The organism is Microbacterium terrae (assembly GCF_017831975.1).
GTDB classification, from domain to species: Bacteria; Actinomycetota; Actinomycetes; order Actinomycetales; family Microbacteriaceae; genus Microbacterium; species Microbacterium terrae.
The window spans coordinates 3,516,576-3,536,390 of the sequence record NZ_JAFDSS010000001.1; the positions used below are offsets into that span (position 1 = coordinate 3,516,576).

The following is a 19,815-nucleotide window of genomic DNA, read 5'->3' on the forward strand; positions in this document are numbered from 1 at the left end:
GCGGGGGAGGTGCGCGCCGCGCTACGCGCCGCTCCCTCGCGGCAGGCGCACCTCCGCGCGCAGACCGCCCTCGGCACGCGCCTCGAGGAGGAGCATCCCGCCGTGCGCGCGGACGATGCTCTGCACGATGGCGAGGCCCAGCCCGACGCCCGCGTCGTCGCCGCGGATGCGCTCGGTCCCGCGCTGGAACGGCTCCGTGAGCGACGAGACGAGCGCGGGGCTCATCTTCTCGCCGCTGTTCTCGATCAGGATGATCGCTGCTCCTGCGACAGCGGAGGTCGTGACCCGCACGAACCCGCCGTCACCGGCGTTGTGCACGATCGCGTTGTGTATGAGGTTCGTCGCCATCTGCAGCAGGAGTGCCGGTGAGCCGATCGCGGATGCGGGTTCGCCTGCGACCTCGATCGTGATGCCGAGGCGCTCGGCGAGCGGGAGCAGCGTCTCGGCGGACTGTTCGGCGACGAGGGAGAGGTCGACCTCCTCACGCGCGAAGGCTCCCTGGTCGGCGCGGCTCAGCACGAGGAGCGCCTCGGTGAGGTCGATCGCGCGCGTGTTGACCGAGCGCAGCCGTTCGATGAGGTCGTCGACGTCGCGGTCGGGGTCGGAGCGGGCGACGTCGAGCAGCGCCTGCGTGATCGCGAGCGGTGTGCGCAGCTCGTGCGACGCGTTCGCCGCGAATCGCCGCTGCTCGGCGACCTGTGCCTCGAGCCGCCCGAGCATGATGTCGAAGCTGTCGGCCAGCTCGCGGAACTCGTCGTCGGGCCCCTCGAGTCGGATGCGATGCGACAGCGACCCGCTCGCGGTCTGGCGCACCGCGTGGGTGATCCGGGTGAGCGGTGCGAGCATGCGTCCGGCGAGGAACCAGCCCCCGGCCACGCCGACGACGAGGAGGAAGGCGAGCGCCCACGCGACCGCGGGGGCGAACGCCCGCACCAGATCGCCCCGGTTGGGCACGAACGGTCCGTCGACGTTGATCGGGCCTGCGGGCACGTATCGCAGCAGGAAGACCCACACCACCGCGAGGAGAAGCCCGCCCGCGGCCATGAGGAACACGGCATAGCTGATCGTGAGGCGGAGGCGGACGCTGATGCCCGGTTCCCTAGTCATCGTCGGCACCGCCGCTCGCGGCATCCTGTCCGGTCGCCATCCGGTAGCCGGACCCCGGGACCGTCGCGATCAGCCAAGGCTCGCCGAGCCGCTTGCGCAGGGTCGACACGGTGATGCGCACCGCGTTGGTGAACGGATCGGCGTTCTCGTCCCACGCCCGCTCGAGCAGCGACTCCGCGCTGACCACACCGCCGTCCGCGGCGACGAGCACCTCGAGCACGGCGAACTGCTTGCGCGTGAGCGCGACGTATCGACCATCGCGATAGACCTCGCGGCGGAACGGATCGAGCCGCAGTCCCGCGAACTCGAGGACCGGCGGGCGATGGTGCGCGCGCCGGCGGTCGAGCGCGCGCAGCCGGAGCACCAGCTCCTGCATGACGAAGGGCTTGGTGAGGTAGTCGTCGGCGCCGAGCTCGAACCCCGATGCCTTGTCGTCGATGCGGTCAGCCGCGGTGAGCATCAGGATCGGGATGCCGCTGCCCGAGGCCACGATGTGGGCGGCGACCTCGTCGCCCGACGGGCCCGGGATGTCGCGGTCCAGCACGGCGATGTCGTAGCTGTTGACGCCCAGCAGCTCGAGCGCGGTGTCACCGTCGCCCGCGACATCGGAGGCGATCGCCTCGAGACGGAGGCCGTCGCGGATCGCCTCCGCCAGGAGCGGCTCGTCCTCGACGATCAGCACGCGCATGAGTCGATGCTAGGCGTGGTCGCGGCTTCTGCCGAGGCGGCGGCGCCCGGAGCGAGGCGGGGAGAGAACGGGATGCCGCGCCCGGTCGCGTCGGCGATGAGCACGAGGAGCACGAGTGCCGCGACGATCGCGACGACCACCGCGGTCACCGCGCGGACGCGACCCGGGTGCGAACGCGCGGTCAGCCGGGCGAGGCCCGCGCCGACGATCGCTCCGGCGATGTTGGTGATGACGTCGGTGACATCGCTCACGCCGACCGCCAGCACGAACTGCGCGAGTTCGAATCCGATGCTCGTCGCCGCCGCGGCGGCTCCCACCCGCCACATCGGCAGCGCCGGCGCGAGCATCCGCAGCACGAGACCGAAGGGGACGAAGACCAGCACGTTGCCGATGACCTCCCACGCGGCACTCGCTCCTGCGGTGTCGGTCGCAGCGAACGGCAGCAGCTTGATGCGACGCAGGTCGCTGTCGCCGACGTAGGGATCGTGCAGCTTCCACAGCACCAGCCAGGCGAGGAGTGCGAGGTACAAGGCGAAGAGGGCGACCAGCACGATCCGCCGGGCGCCGGTGCGATCGGCCGGCGGCTCAACGCTGCAGCCTCGGGTCGCGGGTCGGATCCGCGTACAGCCCGGGGCAGCCGTCGTCGGGCGCGCTCGCGACCAGTTCGAAGTGCCATGGCTCGTTGTCGTAGACGCGGCACAGGCCGTAGGCGGCTCCGTGCTCGGCCAACCAGTCCATCGCGTCGTACGAGCCGATGTCGACCGCATCTCCGGCGACGTGCAGCGAGGTCTCGGCGCTCGCGACCCACCGTGCGGCCTCCGCCTCGGACCCGTACTGCGCGACCGCGTCGCGCAGCAGCTGCTTCTGCAGCGCGGGGGAGCGCCAGCCGCTCGTGACGAGGATGCGGATGCCGTCTCCTGCGGCAGCGGAACCGGCCGCCTCGAGGGCGCTGAGGAGCGCCGGGTCGAGGTTGGCGATGCCGGCGAGACTCCGGTCGCCGACGTCGGCCCCGTCGGGGAGCACGCCGTCGGCGTGGGTGAGCCCGTCACCGGCGCCGCTCGGTGGCGCTGCCGGGGCGTTCGCCGGCGCAGCGGCGGCCGAGTCGCCGGGCGCGGCGCCGGCGTCGATCGTGGCGGAGGATGCGGGGCGGGATGCCGCGGCCTGCGCGACGAGGAGACCGGCGGTCACACAGGCGAGGATCACGAAGCCGAGGACGGTCGACACGACGGCGCGCCGGCGGCTGAGGGGTGGTGCGGAACTGCTCATGCGTCCAGTCAACGCGCGGGCGTGTTGCACCCCCGTATGCGCAGACGCGTATGCCGACGATATGCCGGGCGGTCACAATGGAGATCGATCAGAGAGGATCGGCCATGCCCGCCACCTTCGTGTACGACGCCGTGCGCACGCCCTTCGGGCGAGCAGGAGGCGCGCTCGCCGGCATCCGCCCCGACGACCTCGCCGCGCGCGTGATGGCGGCGACCGTCGAGCGCACCGGCCTCGACCCCGTGCGCATCGATGACGTGATCTTCGGCGATGCCAACCAGGCGGGTGAAGACAACCGCAACGTCGCGCGGCTGGGGGCGCTGCTGGCGGGCTTCCCGACATCCCTGACCGGGGTCACGGTCAACCGGCTGTGCGCGTCGAGCCTCGAGGCGGTCATCCAGGGGGCGCGTGCGATCGAGTGCGGCGACGCGTCGATCGTGCTCGCGGGCGGCGTCGAGTCGATGAGCCGCGCGCCCTATGTCGTCGAGAAGGCGCCGCGCCCGTACCCGGCCGTGGGGAACACGACGATGTGGAACACCGCCATCGGCTGGCGGATGACCAACCCCGTGCTGCCGACGCCGTGGACGATCTCCAACGGGCAGGCCGCCGAGAAGATCGCACGCGAGTGGGGAATCGCACGCGAGGAGCAGGATGCCTTCGCCGTGCGCTCGCACCGGCTGGCGGCGGCCGCGTGGGCGGCGGGCGTCTACGACGCCGAGACCGTCGGAGTGCCGGGTGTGGAACTCGCGCGCGACGAGGGGATCCGCGACGACACGTCGCTTGAGGCGCTCGGGGGGCTCCGGGCGCTGTTCGCCGACGACGGCACCGGCAGTGTGACCGCCGGAAACTCCTCGCCGATCAACGACGGGGCCTCCGCGGTGCTCCTGGGCGCCGAAGGTGCGCTCGACCTCGAGCCGCTCGCCCGGATCACGGGACGCGGCGCTCACGGCGTCGACCCCGACCTGTTCCCGATCGCCCCGATCGAGGCGGCGAACACGGCGCTCGCCCGCGCGGGGCGCACGTGGGCCGACGTCGATGTGGTCGAGCTGAACGAGGCGTTCGCCTCGCAGTCGCTCGCGTGCATCGCCGGCTGGCCCGACCTCGACCCCGAGAAGGTCAACATCCACGGTGGCGCGCTGGCGATCGGGCATCCGCTCGGCGCGTCGGGCGGTCGGATCATCGGCCATGCGGCGCACGAACTCGCGCGGCGCGGCGGGGGCGTCGCGGTCGCGGCGATCTGCATCGGCGTGGGGCAGGGGCTTGCGGTCGTGCTCGAGCGCTGATCCGGCTTCGGGGCGTTTCGTCTCGCTCCGCTCGCTCAACGGCCGGGTCGCCTTTCGGTCGTTGAGCGAGGAGCGGAGCGACGAGACGAAACGGCTCGGAGCGGCTCGCGCGACGACCGGGTTGCCCGCTCACCGGCAGGATCGCTCGCGCGACGACCGGGTTGCCCGCTCACCGGCCGGGTCGCCGTGTGCGGGCCGTAGCCTGGGCGCATGGCCTTCACGCGCGACTCGATCCCCGACCTCGGCGGACGCGTCGCCGTCATCACCGGTGCGAACGGAGGGCTCGGCCTCGCGACCGCCCAGGCCTTCGCGGCGAAGGGCGCGCACGTGGTGATGGCCGTGCGCGACCTCGACAAGGCGGCGATCGCGGCGGACGAGATCCGTGCCGAGACCCCGCACGCGTCGTTCGAGATCGTCGAGCTCGACCTCGGCTCCCAGGCATCCGTCGTCGGCGCATCCCGGCGCATCGCCGACGCGCATCCTTCGGTCGACATCCTCGTGAACAACGCCGGAGTGATGGCGATGCCCGAGCGGGTCACCGAAGACGGCTTCGAGATGCAGATGGGCGTCGACCACCTCGGGCACTGGACCCTCACGGCATCGCTGTTGCCGGCGCTGCTGGCGGCACCCGCGGCGCGCGTGGTGACGGTCAGCTCGACCGCCCATCACTTCGGCCGGTCCATCGATCTCGAGAACCCCTACCGACGCGGCCATTACAGCGCGTGGCCGGTCTACGGCAACGCGAAGCTCGCGAACTACCACTTCGGGCTGGGGCTGCAGGAGCGCTTCGCGCGCGCCGGGGTTCACGCGCAGAGCCTCATCGCCCACCCCGGACTCACGCACAGCGATCTGCAGGTGCGCACTGTGCGCGAGGGCGGCGGCGGGCGCATGGCTGCATTCTTCGCCGACCTGACGGCGCGCGTCGGAATGACCACCGCCGACGGCGCGATGCCTCAGGTGCGCGCCGCGACCGACCCGGCGGCGAAGGGCGGCGAGTTCTACGGACCCCGCTGGATGAACACCGGACGGCCGGTGCGCCTGCCCGTTCTCCGCCCGGGGCGACGTCGCGCGATCGAGAAGCTGTGGGAGTTCTCCGAGCGTGAGACGGGCGTGCCCATCGAGGTGTGAGCCCGGTGCTAGCGGACGCCCTTCATGAGGGCGAGCACGGGCTTCACCGAGAGGATCAGCGCGATGCCGAGCGCGATCGCGATGAGGCCGAGGATGGTGAAGTACGGCACCTCGTCGTCGGGGTTGTAGAACTGGGCGAGCCAGCCGGCGATCGCGGTGCCGAGGGCGACCGACAGGAAGTACAGCGACACCATCTGGGTGTGGAACCGCTCGGGGGCGAGCTTGGTGGTCACCGACAGCCCGGGCGGCGAGATGAAGAGCTCGGCGATCGTGAACACGAGCAGGATGCCGACGATCGCGATGAGCGGCGTCGAGTTCTCTCCCCCGCCCGAGAAGGGGAGGAACAGCAGGAACGCGATGCCCATGATGATCGCGCCGAGTCCGAACTTCGTCGGGGCGGACGGCGCCCGGTCGCCGAGCTTCGTCCAGATCGCGGCGAAGACGCCGGACAGGATGATGACGAACACCGGATTGATCGAGTTGACCCACGAGATCGGCATCGTCCAGCCGAAGATCGTGCGGTCGAGCCGCTCGTCGGAGTAGACCGTGAGCACCGTGAACTGCTGCTGGTACAGCGACCAGAAGCCGACGTTGACGATGAAGAGCGGGATGAACCCGAACACCCGTGACCGGTCGACCGCGGTGATGTGCTGCGAGCCGATGATGACGATGAAGTACGCGATCGCCGCGGCCAGCGTGACGACGATCACGATGCCGGCGAGGTTGGCGGGCTGGATGACCCCCGTCACCACTCCGAGCACGACGACGGCGATGCCGGCGAGCCCGATGCCCGCGGCGGCGGCGTAGCGGTTGCGCGGCAGGGGATTGGCGACGACGCGCGACGCGGGAGGCAGGTTCTTGCGCCCGAACGAGTACTGCGTGAGACCGATCGCCATGCCGAGCGCGGCCGCGCCGAAGCCCCAGTGGAAGCCGACGTTGTCCTGCAGCCATCCCGTGATGAGGGGGCCGAGGAAGGCGCCGAGGTTGATGCCGAGGTAGAAGAGCGAGAACCCGGCGTCGCGCCGCGGATCCTTCGCGGCATACAGCGTGCCGACGACGGCCGTCGCGTTGGCCTTCAGCCCGCCCGAGCCGAGGGCCACGAGCACGAGCCCGACTCCGAGGCCCCACACGTTCGGCAACACGGCGAGGGCGATGTGCCCCGCCATGATGACGATCGCGCTGTAGAAGAGCACCCGCTCCGACCCGAGGATGCGGTCGGCGAGCCACGCACCGAGGATCGTGGCGAGGTAAACCGAGCCACCGTAGGCGCCCACGATGCCCGTCGCGATCTCGCGATCGATGCCGAGGCCGCCGTCGGAGACCGAGAAGTACATGTACAGGAGGAGGATGCCCTGCATGCCGTAGAAGCTGAACCGCTCCCACATCTCGACGCCGAAGACCGTGGCGAGCGCCCGCGGCTGGCCGAAGAACCGGGTGTCGGTGACGCCCTGGCCGCCGGTCGCCGTCACCGCGGCGGCATCCGTCCCGCTGCTGTCGGCCGCGATCGCACCGTCGCCCGCGGTCGCCGCCGCGGCTGCCGCGCCGTCGGGCGGCCCGACCGGGATCTGCTCGGGCTCACGGCCGTCCTGCGCGTCCATGGCGTCAGGCTAGCGGGCGGGCGCCGCCGGGCGACAGGGGGTGCCCGCCACGGCTGATCACTCGGGAAGCGAGGGATGCCGCTCGTGGGGATCGCTGTGGCGGGGGATGAACACGGCCACCGCGAACGCCACGAGTGCGGCTGCGCCGCCCAGCACGAACGACAGCTGGAAGGAGAAGCCGCTCGGCACGGGGACCCCGTCGACGTCGATCGCGTAGGAGGCGAGCACGGCGCCGATGACCGCCGCCGCGGTGCTCGTGCCGAGCGAGCGGAACAGCGCGTTGAGGCCGTTGGAGGCGCCGGTCTCGGACTGGGGGACCGAGCGCATGATGAGCATCGGCATGGCCGCATAGCCGAAGCCGATGCCCACGCCGATGCCGATGTTCGCGACCACCAGGTGCCACACCTCGGACTGGAAGACGAGGGTGAACGAGTAGGTCGCGAGGAGGGCGAGCGCGCCGACGACGAGCAGCAGCTTCGGGCCGACGGTGCGGGCCAGCTGCCCGGAGAACGGCGAGATGACCATCATCACGAGGCCGGCCGGCATGACCACGAGACTCGCGGCCAGCAGTGACAGCCCGAAGCCGCCGACGGCGATCGGCAGCTCGAGGATCTGCGGGTAGACGACGTTCGACGCGAACAGCGAGAAGCCCATCGCGATCGAGGCGATGTTGGTGAGGAGCACCGCGGGCCGCGCGGCGACGCGCAGATCGAGCAGCGGCTCGTCGATGCGCAGCTCGTACCAGCCCCACAGCAGCAGCACCGCGATGCCGCCGATGCCGCTCACGAGCACCGCCGGCGATCCCCAGCCCCATTCGTTGCCGCGCGACACCGCCAGCAGGACGCCGATGAGGCCGACCGCGAGGCCGGCGGCGCCGACGTAGTCGAATCGCCCGGCGGTGCGCAGCACGCTCACCGGCACGATCCACCACACCAGCGCGAAGACCACGGCGCCGAGGCCCGCGGCGACCCAGAAGAGCAGATGCCAGTCGCTGCGCTCGGTGATGAGGGCGCTGATCGGAAGCCCGATCGCGCCGCCGACGCCGAGTGTCGCGCTGATGAGGGCGATGGCCGAGTCGACGCGGTTCTCGTGCAGCACGTCGCGGAGGATCGAGATGCCCAGCGGGATGACGCCGGTGACGGCGCCCTGCAGGGCGCGACCGATGATGATGCCGACGATCCCGGTGGAGAGGGCGGCGATCACCGAGCCGAGCACGAGGAGCGCGAGCAGCCACATCACGATGCGGCGCTTGCCGTACATGTCGCCGAGGCGGCCCGCGATCGGGGTGATGACCGCGGCCGCGAGGAGCGTGGAGGTCACCACCCAGGCGGTGTCTTCGCGGCTCGCATCGAGGAGTTCGGGCAGCTTCGACTGGATCGGCACGACGAGCGTGAACATGAACGATGAAGCGAGCCCGGCGATCGCGAGCACCGCGACGATCGCCCCCTGCGGGGGCATCCGGGTGAGGTTCCTGCGCGCGTCCTCATCCCGTGGTGCCATCGGTCCAGGCTATCCGGCGGCGAGGGCACCGGCTCCGTGCTCGGCGACCTCGTGCGCGGACTGCTGCAGACGACGCGTCACCGCCTCGATCCACGCCGGAAGGCTGCGGTGGGCCTCGGGGGTGTCGGGGTGGCGCCACCGCACGTGCAGGCCGTCGTCGTTGATGACGAACCACACCATCACGCCGTCGGTCTCGACGGTGGCCGAGACGTACTGCACGTCGAACCCGCCGTCCACGCCGAGCGGCATGCGCCGCGTGTCGAGCCATGACAGCGCGAACATCCCCGGCGGCTCCACCATGCCGCCGTGGGGCGCGAGCAGCGGGCCGAGCGGATGCGACCCGAGGCTGATCGCGTCGCGGACCGCGTCGGAGCACGCGCGCGGGTCGGGATCGGGCAGTTCGATCACCGAGTTGGTGATGAACCACCCCACCGCGTCGTTCCAGCGCGGGTCGTACCGGCTGTGCACGGGGAAGACCGCGCGCAGCGGCACGCCGGCGAGATCGAGCGTCGCGGCTGACAGCGCTGAGAGTGCGAGCGCGGTCGGCCGCACGCCGAGGCGCTCCGCGTTCGACGACAGCCGATGCCAGCCGTCGGCGTCGAGCACGTCGTCCACGGCGACCACCGCAGGTCGCGCCCGGTCGACGTCGCCGAGCGGCAGCGGGAAGACGGGCATCGCCCCCTGCCCCGCGTCGAGCACCCGACCCCACCGCGCCGCGACGTCGGCGGGCGCGGGCGGGCGGGCGTCGAGCATCGCGGTGTGCTCCGAGAAAGCCGGCACGGAGCGGGGCAGGCGCGAACCCGCCGGGCGCCCGTCGTGCAGATCGTCGATGCACTCGGCGAGGTCGCGCACGAGCACGAGCAGCGACCACATGTCGACGTTCGCGTGGTCGGACGCGATCACGAGCATCGGCCGGGGGTCGGCATCGGTCGACACGGGCCCCGGCTTCACGAGGCAGACGCGGTGCGACGGCTGCGCGAACGGCGTGCACGCGGCGTCGAGGATGCCGGCGAGCACAGCACGCGGGTCGACGTCGTCGGCGACGTCGTGCTCCTCCCACCCGTGAGCCTCGATGTCGGCGGCGCGCAGGCGCAGCCGGCCGTCGTCGTCGCGGTCGAACACCGTCTGCAGCGCACCGTGCCGCTCGACGACGGCCGCCCAGGCCTGCGACACCTCGCTGCGGGCGACCTGCTCCGGGAGGCGGAACGCGATCGCCATCCACGAACCGCGGCGGTCGCCGGCCTCGACGTGGCGCCGCTGGTCGAACGAGATCGGCAGCGCCGGTCCGTCCGTCGTATGCGCGGCGAGGACGAGACTGTGGATGCGCCCGCGCGGGAGCGTCATCTGGGTCACGGTCGTCAGTCGCATGGCGCCGTAGTCTAGGGGTCCGCAATGTCGTCTCTGTGTGGGGGAGGTCACGTGCCCAGACTCGCCGTCGGTGATGTCGCCCTCGACTACGACATCTCGGGTTCGTCCGGGCCCCTCGTGGTGCAGCTGCACGGTCTCACCTCGTCTCGCGCGCAGGACGCGCAGCTCGGGCTCGACCTCGGACGCGCGCTGCGCGGTCACCGCGTGCTGCGCTACGACGCGCGCGGGCACGGCGAGTCGACCGGGGACGACGACCCCCGCTCGTACCGGTGGACCAATCTCGCTCGCGACCTGCTCGCGCTGCTCGACCACGTCGCCCCCGGGGAGGCGGTGCACGCCGTGGGGCCGTCGATGGGCACCGGCACGCTGCTGCACGCCGCCAAGCGTCACCCCGAGCGGTTCGCGAGCCTCACGCTCGCGGTGCCGCCGACCGCCTGGACGACCAGGCCGCTGCAGCAGCGCGTGTACCGGGTGAATGCCGCGCGCATCGAGCGCGAAGGCCTCGCCGCGTTCCTCGCGAGCGCCACGGCTGCCGTGCCGCCCGCGCTCGCCGACGCGCCCACGACCGCTCCGAGCGTGGCGGAGGGGCTGCTCCCGACGGTGCTGCGGGGTGCCGCGAGCACGGACTTCCCGAGCGAGAAGACGGTCTCGCGCATCACGACGCCGAGCCTCATTCTGGCGTGGACGGCCGATCCGGCGCATCCGGTCACCACGGCGAAGCGGCTGAAGAAGCTGCTTCCCGACGCCCGTCTCGTGCTCGCCCGCACCCCGTACGGGATCATGGCGTGGCCGGGGCTGTTCGCCGAGCACGTCGCCACGACCGGCGACCGCTGAGATCGGCGCGGGCGTAACGTGGGGCTGTGCGAGACGAGTCCGACCCCGCGATCCTGATCCGTCCCCTCGACACGGTCGAGGAGGTGCACCGCGCCTCCGACGTGCTGGCCGAGGTGTGGGGCGGCGACCGCGGCGGGATGCCGCCCAATCTGCTGCGTGCCCTGGCGCACTCGGGCAACTACGCGGTCGGGCTGTACGCGGGCGAGCGCATGGTGGGAGCATCCGTCGCGTTCTTCGCCGTTCCCGCCGCGCGCTCGATGCACAGCCACATCACCGGCGTGCTGCCGGGCCTGCAGAGCCGCGGTCTCGGCCGCGTGCTCAAGCAGCATCAGCGCGAGTGGGCCCTCGCCCGCGACGTCGGCCAGATCACCTGGACGTTCGATCCGCTCGTGGCCCGCAACGCCCACTTCAACCTGCGCGTTCTCGGCACGCGGGTGACCGAGTACCTCGTCGACCACTACGGGCCCATGGACGACGGCGTCAACCGCGGCGACGAGACCGACCGCATCATGGTGACGTGGGCGCTCGCCGCACCGCCCGTCGCCACTCCCGCCGACGCCCTGGTGGTCGCCACGGTCGCGGTGCCCCACGACATCGAGGCGCTGCGCCGCGATGCCCCGGCCGAGGCCGCGCAGTGGCGTCGGCGTGTGCGTGACGAGATCCTCGCGCACCAGGCCGCGGGCCTGCGCATCGGCGGATTCGACGACGAACGCGGGTATCTGCTCGTGCGCGCCTGATCCGAGTCCGGCCCGACGTATCACCGCGGGGCCCCCGTTCTCTTCGTGGAGGAAGAGGAAGGGCGCATCATGCACGAGCACGTCGAGAACCTGCTGGAGGCGATCGCACGGCTGTTCTCCGTGAATCGCGTCATAGACGCGCCCCGTTCGCGTCACATGGGTGACGGACATCGCATCAGGACGGAAGGGGCCGCCATGAACACGCGCATCACGCCGCGCACGTCGCGCACCACACGCAAGCCTTCGCTCGCCGGGATCCCGCGGCACCTCCGCCCCCGCCGGGTGCGGACGACGTTCGTGGCACCCGAGCAGATCCTCGAGGCGATCTGACAGCTCCGGTGGAGCCGGGCGCCCGGTCGACGCAGCCGCGGGTCTAGCCTGTGGGCATGCCCATCGCCAGGCCCGCTGCCGCCGTCTCGCTCGAGGGATTCGAGCTGCGGGTGCTGCAGCTGCCGCTCGTCTCGCCGTTCACGACCTCGTTCGGCACCGAGGCGGTGCGCGAGGTGATCGTCGCGCGCGCGCTCACCGCCGACGGCGACGGCTGGGGCGAGATCGTCACCGGCGAGGCGCCGCTGTACTCGAGCGAATACACGCAGGGGGCGTGGGATGTCGCGCTGCGCTTCCTCGCGCCGGCGCTCCTCGAGCGAGGACGCATCGCGCCCGAGCAGGTGTCCGCCGTGCTGGAGCCGTACAAGGGGCACCGCATGGTGAAGGCCGGGCTCGAGCTCGCGGTCCTCGATGCCGCGCTGCGGGCCGAGGGCCGGTCGCTCGCGGAGTACCTCGGCGCCGTGCGCGACCGGGTGCCGAGCGGGGTGTCGGTGGGGATCCAGCGCGACCCCGAGGCGCTCGTCGACGCGGTCGCAGGCTACCTCGACGACGGCTACGTGCGCATCAAGATCAAGATCAAACCCGGACGCGACATCGACGACACTGCCGCGGTGCGCGAGGCGTTCGGCGGCATCCCGCTTCAGGTCGACGCGAACTCCGCCTACACGCTCGCCGACGTCGACACCCTCGCCGCGCTCGACCGCTTCGACCTCCTCCTCATCGAGCAGCCGCTGCAGGAGGACGACATCGTCGACCACGCCGTGCTCGCGAAGCGGCTGCGCACCCCGGTGTGCCTCGACGAGTCGATCGTCTCGGCGAAGGCGGCGACGGATGCTCTCGCCCTGGGCTCGGCCGCGATCATCAACATCAAGGCGGGTCGGGTCGGCGGCTACCTCGAGGCGCTCGCGATCCACGACCTCTGCGTCGGCACAGGCGTGCCGGTGTGGTGCGGCGGCATGCTCGAGACGGGCATCGGCCGCGCGGCCAACGCGGCGCTCGCCGCACTCCCGGGTTTCACCCTGCCGGGCGACATCTCGGCGTCGGCTCGCTTCTACACCCACGACATCGTCACCGAGCCCGCCGTGATCGAGGACGGTCACGTACGGGTCCCGACGGGCGACGGCATCGGCGTCGAGATCGATCACGATGCCCTCGACGCCGTCACCGTCGCACGCGAGGTGGTGCACCGGCCGTGAAGCGGCGCGCCGTCGCGGTCGCGCTGGGGCTCGCGGTCCTCGCGGGGGTCGCCGGCTGCGCGGCTCCGGACGCCGCGCCCGGGCCGCCTCCCGCCGGCGTCGACGTGGAGTTCGCACAGCTGCGCTCCGACGTCGCGGCACGCCAGGCCCAGGTGCGCATCATCAACGCGAGCGACGAGACCCTCGAGGTAGGCGACGTCACCGTCGTCGATCCGCGGTTCGATGGCGCGGCGACTCGCGTCATCGCCGGGCGGACCAGCACCGTGCCGGCCGGGTCGACCGTCGACGTGCGCGTGCAGCTGCCGCCGATGGCCTGCGGGTCGGACGATCTGGCCGAGGACGTGACGACCGTCCAGCTCGTGCTGGGCTACCCCGATCGCGACGTGGCACCGGCTCCGGCTCCGGTCGAGGCGCCGCTGCCCGATCCGCTCGACGTGCTCGGGCCGCTCCACGAGCGGGAGTGCCGCGCGCAGGCGCTCGCCGGAGCGGCATCCGTCTCGTTCAGCGCATTCCGGCCGTCGGGCCCGGGCGCGCCCGCCGCCCTCGAGCTGACCGTCGCGCCGACCGGCGAGGGCACGGCCGAGATCACGGGCATCCAGACGACCAATCTGCTGACCTTCGGGCAGAGCGCGAGCGGCGCCGTCGACGAGTACCCCCTCGCCGTCGCCGTCGGCGAGGGGGATGCCGACCCGACGGTGATCGAGCTTCCGCTGGTGCCGCTGCGCTGCGACCCGCACGCCGTGCAGGAGGACAAGCGCGGCACGATCTTCGACCTCGCGATCGCCGTCGACGGGGTGCCGGGCGAGATCGAGCTCGCGGCCGATGAAGACATGCGCGGCGCGATCCTCGCCTGGGTGGCCGACTGGTGCCAGTTCGGCGGTTAGCCGCCGACAGGGGCGCTGGGGAGACTGACCGAGCGATGGATCCCTTGGCGCCGCAGTCGTAGGCTGACGCGCATGTCCCCGAGCACCGTCGCTCCCGACGACCCGGCCGCCGCGCGCGGCATCGGCCGCCGTGCCCAGTCCGACGTCTACCGCGCCGGCATCAGCGGGACGAGACCGCTCGTGCCCGTCGACGCCGACGCTCTCGAGCGTTCGGCCCGCGGGGCGCTCAGCGCCGAGGCGTTCGCCTACATCGCCGGGGGCGCGGGTGCCGAGCGCACCGTGGCGGCCAATCGCGCGGCCTTCGGCCGCCTGCAGGTGTGGCCGCGGGTGCTGCGCGACGTGTCCGATCGCGACCTCTCGGTCGACTTCCTCGGCGTCCGCCGCCCCGCTCCGCTGCTGCTCGCCCCGCTCGGCGTCATGGAGATGGCCCATGCCGACGCCGATCTGGCCGTCGCACGCGCCGCCGCCGCCCTCGGCATCCCGTACACGCTCTCCAATCAGGCGTCGTTCCCGATGGAGCAGGTGCGGGATGCCGCGCCCGCCGGCGCACGGCTGTTCCAGCTGTACTGGTCGGCGTCGCACGAGCTGAACGCCTCGCTGCTGCGCCGGGCCGAGGCATCCGGATGCGAGGCGATCGTGATCACGCTCGACACGCACCTGCTCGGCTGGCGCACGCGCGATCTCGACCTGGCGTACGTGCCGTTCACGCGCGGGATGGGGATCGCCCAGTACACGAGCGACCCGGTGTTCCGGCGGCTCGTGCGCGAGCGGACGAGCGGTGTGCGCTCACACGCCGACGCGCCGCCGCCGGTGCGCATCACGCCCAAGGCGGTGCTGGCGGGCATGTCGATCGCGCGCGGAGGCGCGCCCCTGACCGGATCCCGCAGCCTCCGGCAGAACCTGCGCTCGCCGCTGCCCCGCGCGGCGGTCGAGACGTTCCTCGACGTGTTCTCGACCCCGGCGCTCACCTGGGACGACCTCGCGAAGGCACGGGAGTGGACACGCCTGCCGATCCTGCTGAAGGGCGTCGTGCATCCCGACGACGCGGCGCGGGCCCTCGATGCCGGCGTCGACGGAATCTGGATCTCGAACCACGGCGGCCGCCAGATCGACCAGTCGGTGCCCACGCTCGACGTGCTCCCCGCGATCGCGGAGCGGGTGGCCGGTCGCGTGCCGATCGTGTTCGACTCGGGTGTGCGGCAGGGATCCGACGCGTTCATCGCGCTGGCGCTCGGCGCCACCGTCGTCGCCCTCGGACGCCCGTACGCGTACGGACTGGGGATCGCGGGCGAGGCCGGCGTGCGCGAGGTGGTGCGCAACGTGCTCGCCGAGCTCGACATCACCCTGGGGCTCTCCGGACACACGACGATCGGCGACGTCGGCGCAGACGCGCTGCGCGCCGTGTGACGGCGGCACGCCTGGCGGTGATTCCGGGGGACAGCCCCCGCGTGCCGAGCGGATGCTTCGCCCTAGGCTGAGCCTGTGACCACGCCTCCTCCGCCCCCGATCCCTCCGCAGCACTACGGCGCAGCCCCGGTGCAGCCGATGAGCCCCGCCGACGAGAAGCTGTGGGCCACCCTGATCAACGTCGGCGGTGTGTTCTTCAGCTTCTTCCCCGCGCTGATCGGCTACCTCGTCCTGAAGGACCGCGGGCCGTTCGTCCGTGCACACTCCGCGACGGCGCTGAACTTCCAGCTCACGCTGATCATCGCCTACATCGTGGGCAGCATCCTCAGCGTCATCGTCATCGGCATCTTCATCCTCATCGCGGCCTACGTGCTGAACATCGTGTTCTGCATCGTCGCCGCCGTGAAGGCGAACCAGGGTCAGTGGTACACGTACCCGATGGCGATCGCCTTCGTGCGCTGATCGGAATGATGCCGATACGCTGACGGCGCCTGCGAGGCCTACGCTGTAGCCATGGCCACTCGCCCCCCGCGACAGACCTCATCGACGTCGATCAGCACCGCCCGCTCACGCGCGCGCCGGGGAGGTGCTCTGGCACTCCTCACCGCGCTCGCGCTGACGGGCTGCTCGTTCGCCGACGACGGCGGCGGCGACTTCGGCGACGGCGACTTCGTCGACGACGGCTGCACCAGCGTCGTCGTCGCGACCTCGTCGGAGAAGGTCAACATGCTCGACGAGCTCGCCGACGCCTTCAAGGAGTCTCCTGAGCATGACGCGCTCGACGAGTGCGCGACGGTGCGCCCGATCAACGTGTCGTCGGGCGACGCAACCCGCTTCCTCACCTCGGGTGAGGACTGGCCCGACGAAGACACCCGGCGCTGGCCGGTGATGTGGTCGCCCGCGTCGACGGTGTGGACGGATCGCGTCGCGGCGGCGGCATCGGCCTCGCTCGTCGGCGAGCCCGAGTCCTTCACCCATACGCCCGTGGTGTTCGGGGTGCCCGAGACGATGGCCAAGGCGCTCGGCTACCCGGGCACCGACATCGGGATCACCGACTTCGAGGCGCTCTGCCAAGACCCCGATGGGTGGGCGAGCGTCGGCAAGCCGATCTGGGGGTCGTTCAAGATCTCGAAGACCAATCCGAACACCTCGACCACCGGGCTCTCGGCGATCCTCATGCAGTCGTACGAGGCGTCGGGCAAGCAGGCCGACCTCACCGCTGCCGACGTGGCGGCATCCGCGGAGTTCTCGCGGGTGTTCGAGGAGTGCGTCATCCACTACGGAGACACCACCGGCAAGGTGCTCAACACGCTCTACGACGAGACCCAGAACGGCGCCGGCGGTTCGGGCTACGTGTCGGCGGTCGCGCTCGAGGAGACCTCGCTCCTCAACTACAACCAGGGCAACCCCGACTCGCACACGGTGCAGCCCGGCGAGACGCTCACCCCGCCGAAGGAGAAGCTCGTCGCGGTCTATCCGTCGGGCGGCTCGATGTGGTCCGACAACCCGATCACGGTGCTCGGCGCGGACTGGGTGACCGGCGTCCAGGCTGAGGCTGGCGCCGCCTTCGCGGCGTTCCTGCAGACGGATGCGGCCCAGCAGATCCTGCCCGAGTACGGCTTCCGCCCCCTCGACGCGTCGGTGCCGCTCGGTGACCTCTTCACCGCCGAGTACGGCGTCGACCCCGCCGGCCCCGCGGTCACGCTGCCCAAGCCCGCAGTCGACGTCGTGTCGGCCGCGATCGACCAGTGGACCCAGATCCGCAAGCCGTCGTCGGTGCTCGAGGTCATCGACATCTCGGGCTCGATGGACGAGGAGATCGGCGACGGCAGGTCGAAGCTCGACGGGGCCATCGAGGGCGCGCAGTCGACGCTCGGCCACTTCCGCTCCAGCGACGAGGTCGGCGTCTGGGCGTTCACCACGGGCGTCTCCTCGGCCGCGGGCGAGAACATCGTCGTGCTGCGCGACGTCTCGCCGCTCGCGAGCGATCGGGAGGCCGTCGACTCGTCGCTCGACGACCTGCGCTTCGCAGACCGCGAGGGCACGCCCCTCTACGACGCGATCGCCGCGGCCTACGACGAGATGACCGCGCGCGCCGAGCCCGGGCGCATCAATGCGATCGTGGTGCTCTCCGACGGGCAGGACACCGACTCGACCATGTCGCTCGACTCCCTCATCGCCCGCATCGGCTCGACCTCGGGCGAGGGCGGCGAGGACTCGCCGGTGCGCATCTTCCCGATCGCGTACGGCGAGGGAGCCGACACATCGGCGCTCCAGCGCATCGCCGAGGCGACCGGGGGGCAGTGGTTCGACGCCTCGGATGCCGCGAAGATCGACCTCGTGTTCGCGTCGGTCATCAACAACTTCTGACCGCGATGCACCCACTCGATTCACAGGTGTACGTCGGTGAGGCGAACGATGTGCTCGCCGAGACGAACGTGTTCGTCTCGGATGAGGTGACCGGCGGGTCCGATCTCGTGGCGTCGCTCGAACAGGAGATCGGGGATGCCTCGATCGGCGTCGCCGTCTTCCCCGACACCGCGCTGCTCGTCGGCGACCCCCGAGACATCCTGTTCGCCCTGAAAGAGGCGAACCCCCAGTACGACACGATCGTCGTCGCGGTCGGCGACGACCTCGTCGCCGGGTCCGACGCGCTGGCCTCGGGCGAAGCGCTGCGGATCGCGAACGAGGCCGAGGGGGCGACCGACTCGACCGATGCCGCGCTGACGCAGGCGGTCCAGCAGATCACCGAGGCGCTGCCCGAAGGGCCGGCGTCGGGCGGCGGCGACGCGGGCATCGGGATCGCCGTGGCAGTGGGCGTGGCCGTGCTCATCGCCGGCGGCGCCACGGCGTTCGGCGTGGGGCGTGCGCGGCGCCGTGGCGGCGCGCAACCGCTCCCCGAAACGGTGCGCGGCACCGTCGCGCGCCTGAGGCAGCTGACCGGCGAGTACTCGGCAGCCGCCGCACGTGGCACCGCTCAGGCGGGCGCGGTGGCCGAGGAGATCGACGGCATCGCCACGAACGCCAGCGAGCTGTTCGAGCGCCTCGGTCGTCGCGGCGACGAGGGCCAGCGCGCGACCGCGGCCGTCGAGTACGGCGACACGCTCCGCAAGCTCACGGCGGCGCTCGACCGCGAGTACCTGCTCGACATCCTCGCGCACCCGAACCTGTGGGACGACCCCGCCGACCGCGTGCGCGAGGTGCGCGACTCGCTCGCCGCAGTCTCGGCGCAGCTGGTCGAGAACATCAAGCAGGTCAACGCCCGACGGGGACTGCACTTCCAGGTGTCGCTCGACGGCCTCATCGGCGGTCGCAAAGAGCTGCAGGAGTGGGAGCGGGCGTTCGAGCAGGCCGAGGGCGAGCGCCCCGAGGCCGGCTGAGGCCGGTCCCGTGGCCGGCCCAGGGTCCGGCTCAGGTCGGGGCGGCGAGCCTCGGCTCAGGTCGGGCGCGGCGCGGCCGTGCTCGAGCGCACCACCAGACGCGTGGGGACGATCAGGCGGGTCGCGAGCTCGTCGTCGCCGTCGAGTGCCGCGAGCAGATGATCGACGCAGGCGCGTCCGACCGCTGCGAAGTCCTGGTCGACGCTGGTCAACTGCGGCCACGAGCTCTCGGCGGCGGGGGAGTTGTCGTACCCGACGATCGACATGTCGTGCGGCAGCCGCATCCCCCGTTCGTGCAGGGCGCGGGCGAGGCCGAGGGCGAGGTCGTCGTTCGCGGCGAAGACCGCGGTCGCGCCCGAGTCGACGATCTCGGCGGCGGCGCGGTGCCCGGACTCGACCCGCCAGTCGCTTTCGATCACCGCCGCCGCGGTGAGTCCCTGTGACCGGAGCGCCTCCGCGAACGCCTCTCGGCGGGCCGCCGCGGCGTACGACGCGCGAGGACCACCGAGGTGTGCGATGCGCGTGTGCCCGAGCGCGAGCAGATGCTCGGTGGCCTGGCGGGCGCCGTCGGACTGATCGTTGTCGACGACGGTGTGCCTCGACGACATGCCGGCGTCGACGACGACGACCGGGAGCCCGGGCGGGAACTCCAGCGGGTTCTCGTCGAGCACCCGCGCGTCGACCGCGAGCACGAGCGCGTCCACCGACGCCTCGGAGAGCCGGGCGTACGCACCCGACACGCTGCCGATGGCGCGGTCGCTCGTCAGCATGAGGGTGACCGACCACCCCCGGGTCGAGGCGGCGCTGACGATGCCTTCGATCGTGTGGAGGTTGCCGTACCCGGCCAGGGTCGTGGCGATGACCCCGATCGACTGGAAGCTGCCGCGCTTGAGCGCCCGCGCCGCGGCATTCGGGCGATAGCCGAGCTCGCGCATCGCGGCGACGACCTTCAGCCTCGTCGACTCCCGGACGCTGGCGGCCCCGTTCGACACGCGTGAAACCGTCTGCGCGGACACGCCTGCCAGCGCGGCGACGTCGAACATCGACGGATGCCGGTTGGGTGCGGTTTCGCGGTGGGACATGTCAGCGGCTCCGGGGTCGGGACGGTGCCCGAG

19 protein-coding genes are annotated in these 19,815 nt (G+C 71.9%); 11 read left to right on the forward strand and 8 right to left on the reverse strand.

All coding sequences use genetic code 11. From position 1 onward, the window contains the following. Positions 1 to 21 precede the first annotated feature (21 nt). Genes JOD63_RS16030 through JOD63_RS16045 form a run of 4 tightly spaced genes read right to left on the reverse strand, consistent with a single transcriptional unit; the run spans position 22 to position 3,061 of the window. The gene (locus JOD63_RS16030; RefSeq protein ID WP_045275509.1) at positions 22 to 1,107 is read right to left on the reverse strand and encodes a sensor histidine kinase; all 1,086 of its coding nucleotides are present in this window, start codon (positions 1,105 to 1,107) and stop codon (positions 22 to 24) included. Next, entirely contained in the window at positions 1,100 to 1,795 is a 696-nt protein-coding gene (locus tag JOD63_RS16035; protein ID WP_045275508.1) for a response regulator transcription factor, read from the reverse strand. Before JOD63_RS16035 ends, JOD63_RS16030 begins: the two co-directional genes overlap by 8 nt. After that, complete coding sequence (locus JOD63_RS16040) at positions 1,783 to 2,346, reverse strand: VanZ family protein (protein ID WP_052682499.1); 564 nt, start codon at positions 2,344 to 2,346, stop codon at positions 1,783 to 1,785. The genes JOD63_RS16035 and JOD63_RS16040 overlap by 13 nt, the downstream gene beginning before the upstream one ends. Before the next feature lie 34 nt (positions 2,347 to 2,380). Then, positions 2,381 to 3,061: a M15 family metallopeptidase gene (locus JOD63_RS16045; RefSeq protein ID WP_084613492.1), complete on the reverse strand. Its 681-nt coding sequence runs from the start codon at positions 3,059 to 3,061 to the stop codon at positions 2,381 to 2,383. Between the two features lie 104 nt (positions 3,062 to 3,165). Between JOD63_RS16045 and JOD63_RS16050 the strand changes: the two genes are divergently transcribed. Continuing rightward, positions 3,166 to 4,341, forward strand: coding sequence for a thiolase family protein (locus JOD63_RS16050; protein ID WP_045275575.1), 1,176 nt, complete (start codon positions 3,166 to 3,168; stop codon positions 4,339 to 4,341). Positions 4,342 to 4,551: 210 nt separating this feature from the next. Beyond that, entirely contained in the window at positions 4,552 to 5,469 is a 918-nt protein-coding gene (locus JOD63_RS16055) for an oxidoreductase (protein WP_045275507.1), read from the forward strand. 8 nt (positions 5,470 to 5,477) lie between these two features. Here the strand turns inward: JOD63_RS16055 and JOD63_RS16060 are convergent, their stop codons facing one another. From JOD63_RS16060 to JOD63_RS16070, 3 genes are read right to left on the reverse strand one after another with little or no spacing between them, the layout of a single operon-like run. Then, positions 5,478 to 7,067, reverse strand: a complete 1,590-nt coding sequence (locus tag JOD63_RS16060) for a peptide MFS transporter (protein WP_084613491.1) — start codon at positions 7,065 to 7,067, stop codon at positions 5,478 to 5,480. A gap of 57 nt (positions 7,068 to 7,124) precedes the next feature. After that, positions 7,125 to 8,525, reverse strand: coding sequence for an MFS transporter (locus JOD63_RS16065; RefSeq protein ID WP_045275506.1), 1,401 nt, complete (start codon positions 8,523 to 8,525; stop codon positions 7,125 to 7,127). Between the two features lie 51 nt (positions 8,526 to 8,576). After that, the gene (locus JOD63_RS16070) at positions 8,577 to 9,935 is read right to left on the reverse strand and encodes a condensation domain-containing protein (protein ID WP_211088140.1); all 1,359 of its coding nucleotides are present in this window, start codon (positions 9,933 to 9,935) and stop codon (positions 8,577 to 8,579) included. A gap of 51 nt (positions 9,936 to 9,986) precedes the next feature. On the opposite strand from JOD63_RS16070, the gene JOD63_RS16075 reads away from it, so the two are divergent. From JOD63_RS16075 to JOD63_RS16115, 9 genes are all read left to right on the forward strand, one after another. After that, complete coding sequence (locus JOD63_RS16075; protein WP_045275603.1) at positions 9,987 to 10,769, forward strand: alpha/beta fold hydrolase; 783 nt, start codon at positions 9,987 to 9,989, stop codon at positions 10,767 to 10,769. A gap of 26 nt (positions 10,770 to 10,795) precedes the next feature. Beyond that, complete coding sequence (locus JOD63_RS16080) at positions 10,796 to 11,506, forward strand: hypothetical protein (RefSeq protein ID WP_045275604.1); 711 nt, start codon at positions 10,796 to 10,798, stop codon at positions 11,504 to 11,506. A 69-nt stretch (positions 11,507 to 11,575) separates the two neighbouring features. Next, positions 11,576 to 11,836 carry a hypothetical protein gene (locus tag JOD63_RS16085; RefSeq protein WP_045275605.1) on the forward strand — a complete coding sequence of 87 codons (261 nt, stop codon included), beginning with the start codon at positions 11,576 to 11,578 and terminating at the stop codon, positions 11,834 to 11,836. A 56-nt stretch (positions 11,837 to 11,892) separates the two neighbouring features. Further along, positions 11,893 to 13,029: an o-succinylbenzoate synthase gene (gene menC / locus JOD63_RS16090; RefSeq protein WP_045275606.1), complete on the forward strand. Its 1,137-nt coding sequence runs from the start codon at positions 11,893 to 11,895 to the stop codon at positions 13,027 to 13,029. Then, positions 13,026 to 13,913 (forward strand): hypothetical protein, encoded by an 888-nt coding sequence (locus JOD63_RS16095; RefSeq protein WP_045275607.1) that lies wholly within the window; start codon positions 13,026 to 13,028, stop codon positions 13,911 to 13,913. Before menC ends, JOD63_RS16095 begins: the two co-directional genes overlap by 4 nt. Before the next feature lie 72 nt (positions 13,914 to 13,985). After that, positions 13,986 to 15,320, forward strand: coding sequence for an alpha-hydroxy-acid oxidizing protein (locus tag JOD63_RS16100; protein WP_045275608.1), 1,335 nt, complete (start codon positions 13,986 to 13,988; stop codon positions 15,318 to 15,320). A gap of 75 nt (positions 15,321 to 15,395) precedes the next feature. After that, positions 15,396 to 15,782: a DUF4870 domain-containing protein gene (locus tag JOD63_RS16105; protein WP_045275609.1), complete on the forward strand. Its 387-nt coding sequence runs from the start codon at positions 15,396 to 15,398 to the stop codon at positions 15,780 to 15,782. Between the two features lie 51 nt (positions 15,783 to 15,833). Next, on the forward strand, positions 15,834 to 17,690 hold the full coding sequence (locus JOD63_RS16110) for a vWA domain-containing protein (protein ID WP_245243966.1): 1,857 nt from the start codon (positions 15,834 to 15,836) through the stop codon (positions 17,688 to 17,690). 5 nt (positions 17,691 to 17,695) lie between these two features. Continuing rightward, entirely contained in the window at positions 17,696 to 18,700 is a 1,005-nt protein-coding gene (locus tag JOD63_RS16115; protein ID WP_157003989.1) for a hypothetical protein, read from the forward strand. Positions 18,701 to 18,756: 56 nt separating this feature from the next. Here the strand turns inward: JOD63_RS16115 and JOD63_RS16120 are convergent, their stop codons facing one another. Continuing rightward, positions 18,757 to 19,782, reverse strand: a complete 1,026-nt coding sequence (locus tag JOD63_RS16120) for a LacI family DNA-binding transcriptional regulator (protein ID WP_211088141.1) — start codon at positions 19,780 to 19,782, stop codon at positions 18,757 to 18,759. Positions 19,783 to 19,815: the final 33 nt, after the last annotated feature.

What these genes read in the sequence shown, in the direction of transcription:
- JOD63_RS16030 (WP_045275509.1), bottom strand. Translation starts at nt 1,107, where the DNA reads ATGACTAGGGAACCGGGCATCAGCGTCCGCCTCCGCCTCACGATCAGC.
- JOD63_RS16065 (WP_045275506.1), bottom strand. Translation starts at nt 8,525, where the DNA reads ATGCCCCCGCAGGGGGCGATCGTCGCGGTGCTCGCGATCGCCGGGCTC.
- JOD63_RS16100 (WP_045275608.1), top strand. Translation starts at nt 13,986, where the DNA reads ATGTCCCCGAGCACCGTCGCTCCCGACGACCCGGCCGCCGCGCGCGGC.
- JOD63_RS16060 (WP_084613491.1), bottom strand. Translation starts at nt 7,067, where the DNA reads ATGGACGCGCAGGACGGCCGTGAGCCCGAGCAGATCCCGGTCGGGCCG.
- JOD63_RS16045 (WP_084613492.1), bottom strand. Translation starts at nt 3,061, where the DNA reads ATGAGCAGTTCCGCACCACCCCTCAGCCGCCGGCGCGCCGTCGTGTCG.
- JOD63_RS16070 (WP_211088140.1), bottom strand. Translation starts at nt 9,935, where the DNA reads ATGCGACTGACGACCGTGACCCAGATGACGCTCCCGCGCGGGCGCATC.
- JOD63_RS16085 (WP_045275605.1), top strand. Translation starts at nt 11,576, where the DNA reads ATGCACGAGCACGTCGAGAACCTGCTGGAGGCGATCGCACGGCTGTTC.
- JOD63_RS16120 (WP_211088141.1), bottom strand. Translation starts at nt 19,782, where the DNA reads ATGTCCCACCGCGAAACCGCACCCAACCGGCATCCGTCGATGTTCGAC.
- JOD63_RS16115 (WP_157003989.1), top strand. Translation starts at nt 17,696, where the DNA reads ATGCACCCACTCGATTCACAGGTGTACGTCGGTGAGGCGAACGATGTG.
- JOD63_RS16035 (WP_045275508.1), bottom strand. Translation starts at nt 1,795, where the DNA reads ATGCGCGTGCTGATCGTCGAGGACGAGCCGCTCCTGGCGGAGGCGATC.
- menC (WP_045275606.1), top strand. Translation starts at nt 11,893, where the DNA reads ATGCCCATCGCCAGGCCCGCTGCCGCCGTCTCGCTCGAGGGATTCGAG.
- JOD63_RS16050 (WP_045275575.1), top strand. Translation starts at nt 3,166, where the DNA reads ATGCCCGCCACCTTCGTGTACGACGCCGTGCGCACGCCCTTCGGGCGA.
- JOD63_RS16055 (WP_045275507.1), top strand. Translation starts at nt 4,552, where the DNA reads ATGGCCTTCACGCGCGACTCGATCCCCGACCTCGGCGGACGCGTCGCC.
- JOD63_RS16110 (WP_245243966.1), top strand. Translation starts at nt 15,834, where the DNA reads ATGGCCACTCGCCCCCCGCGACAGACCTCATCGACGTCGATCAGCACC.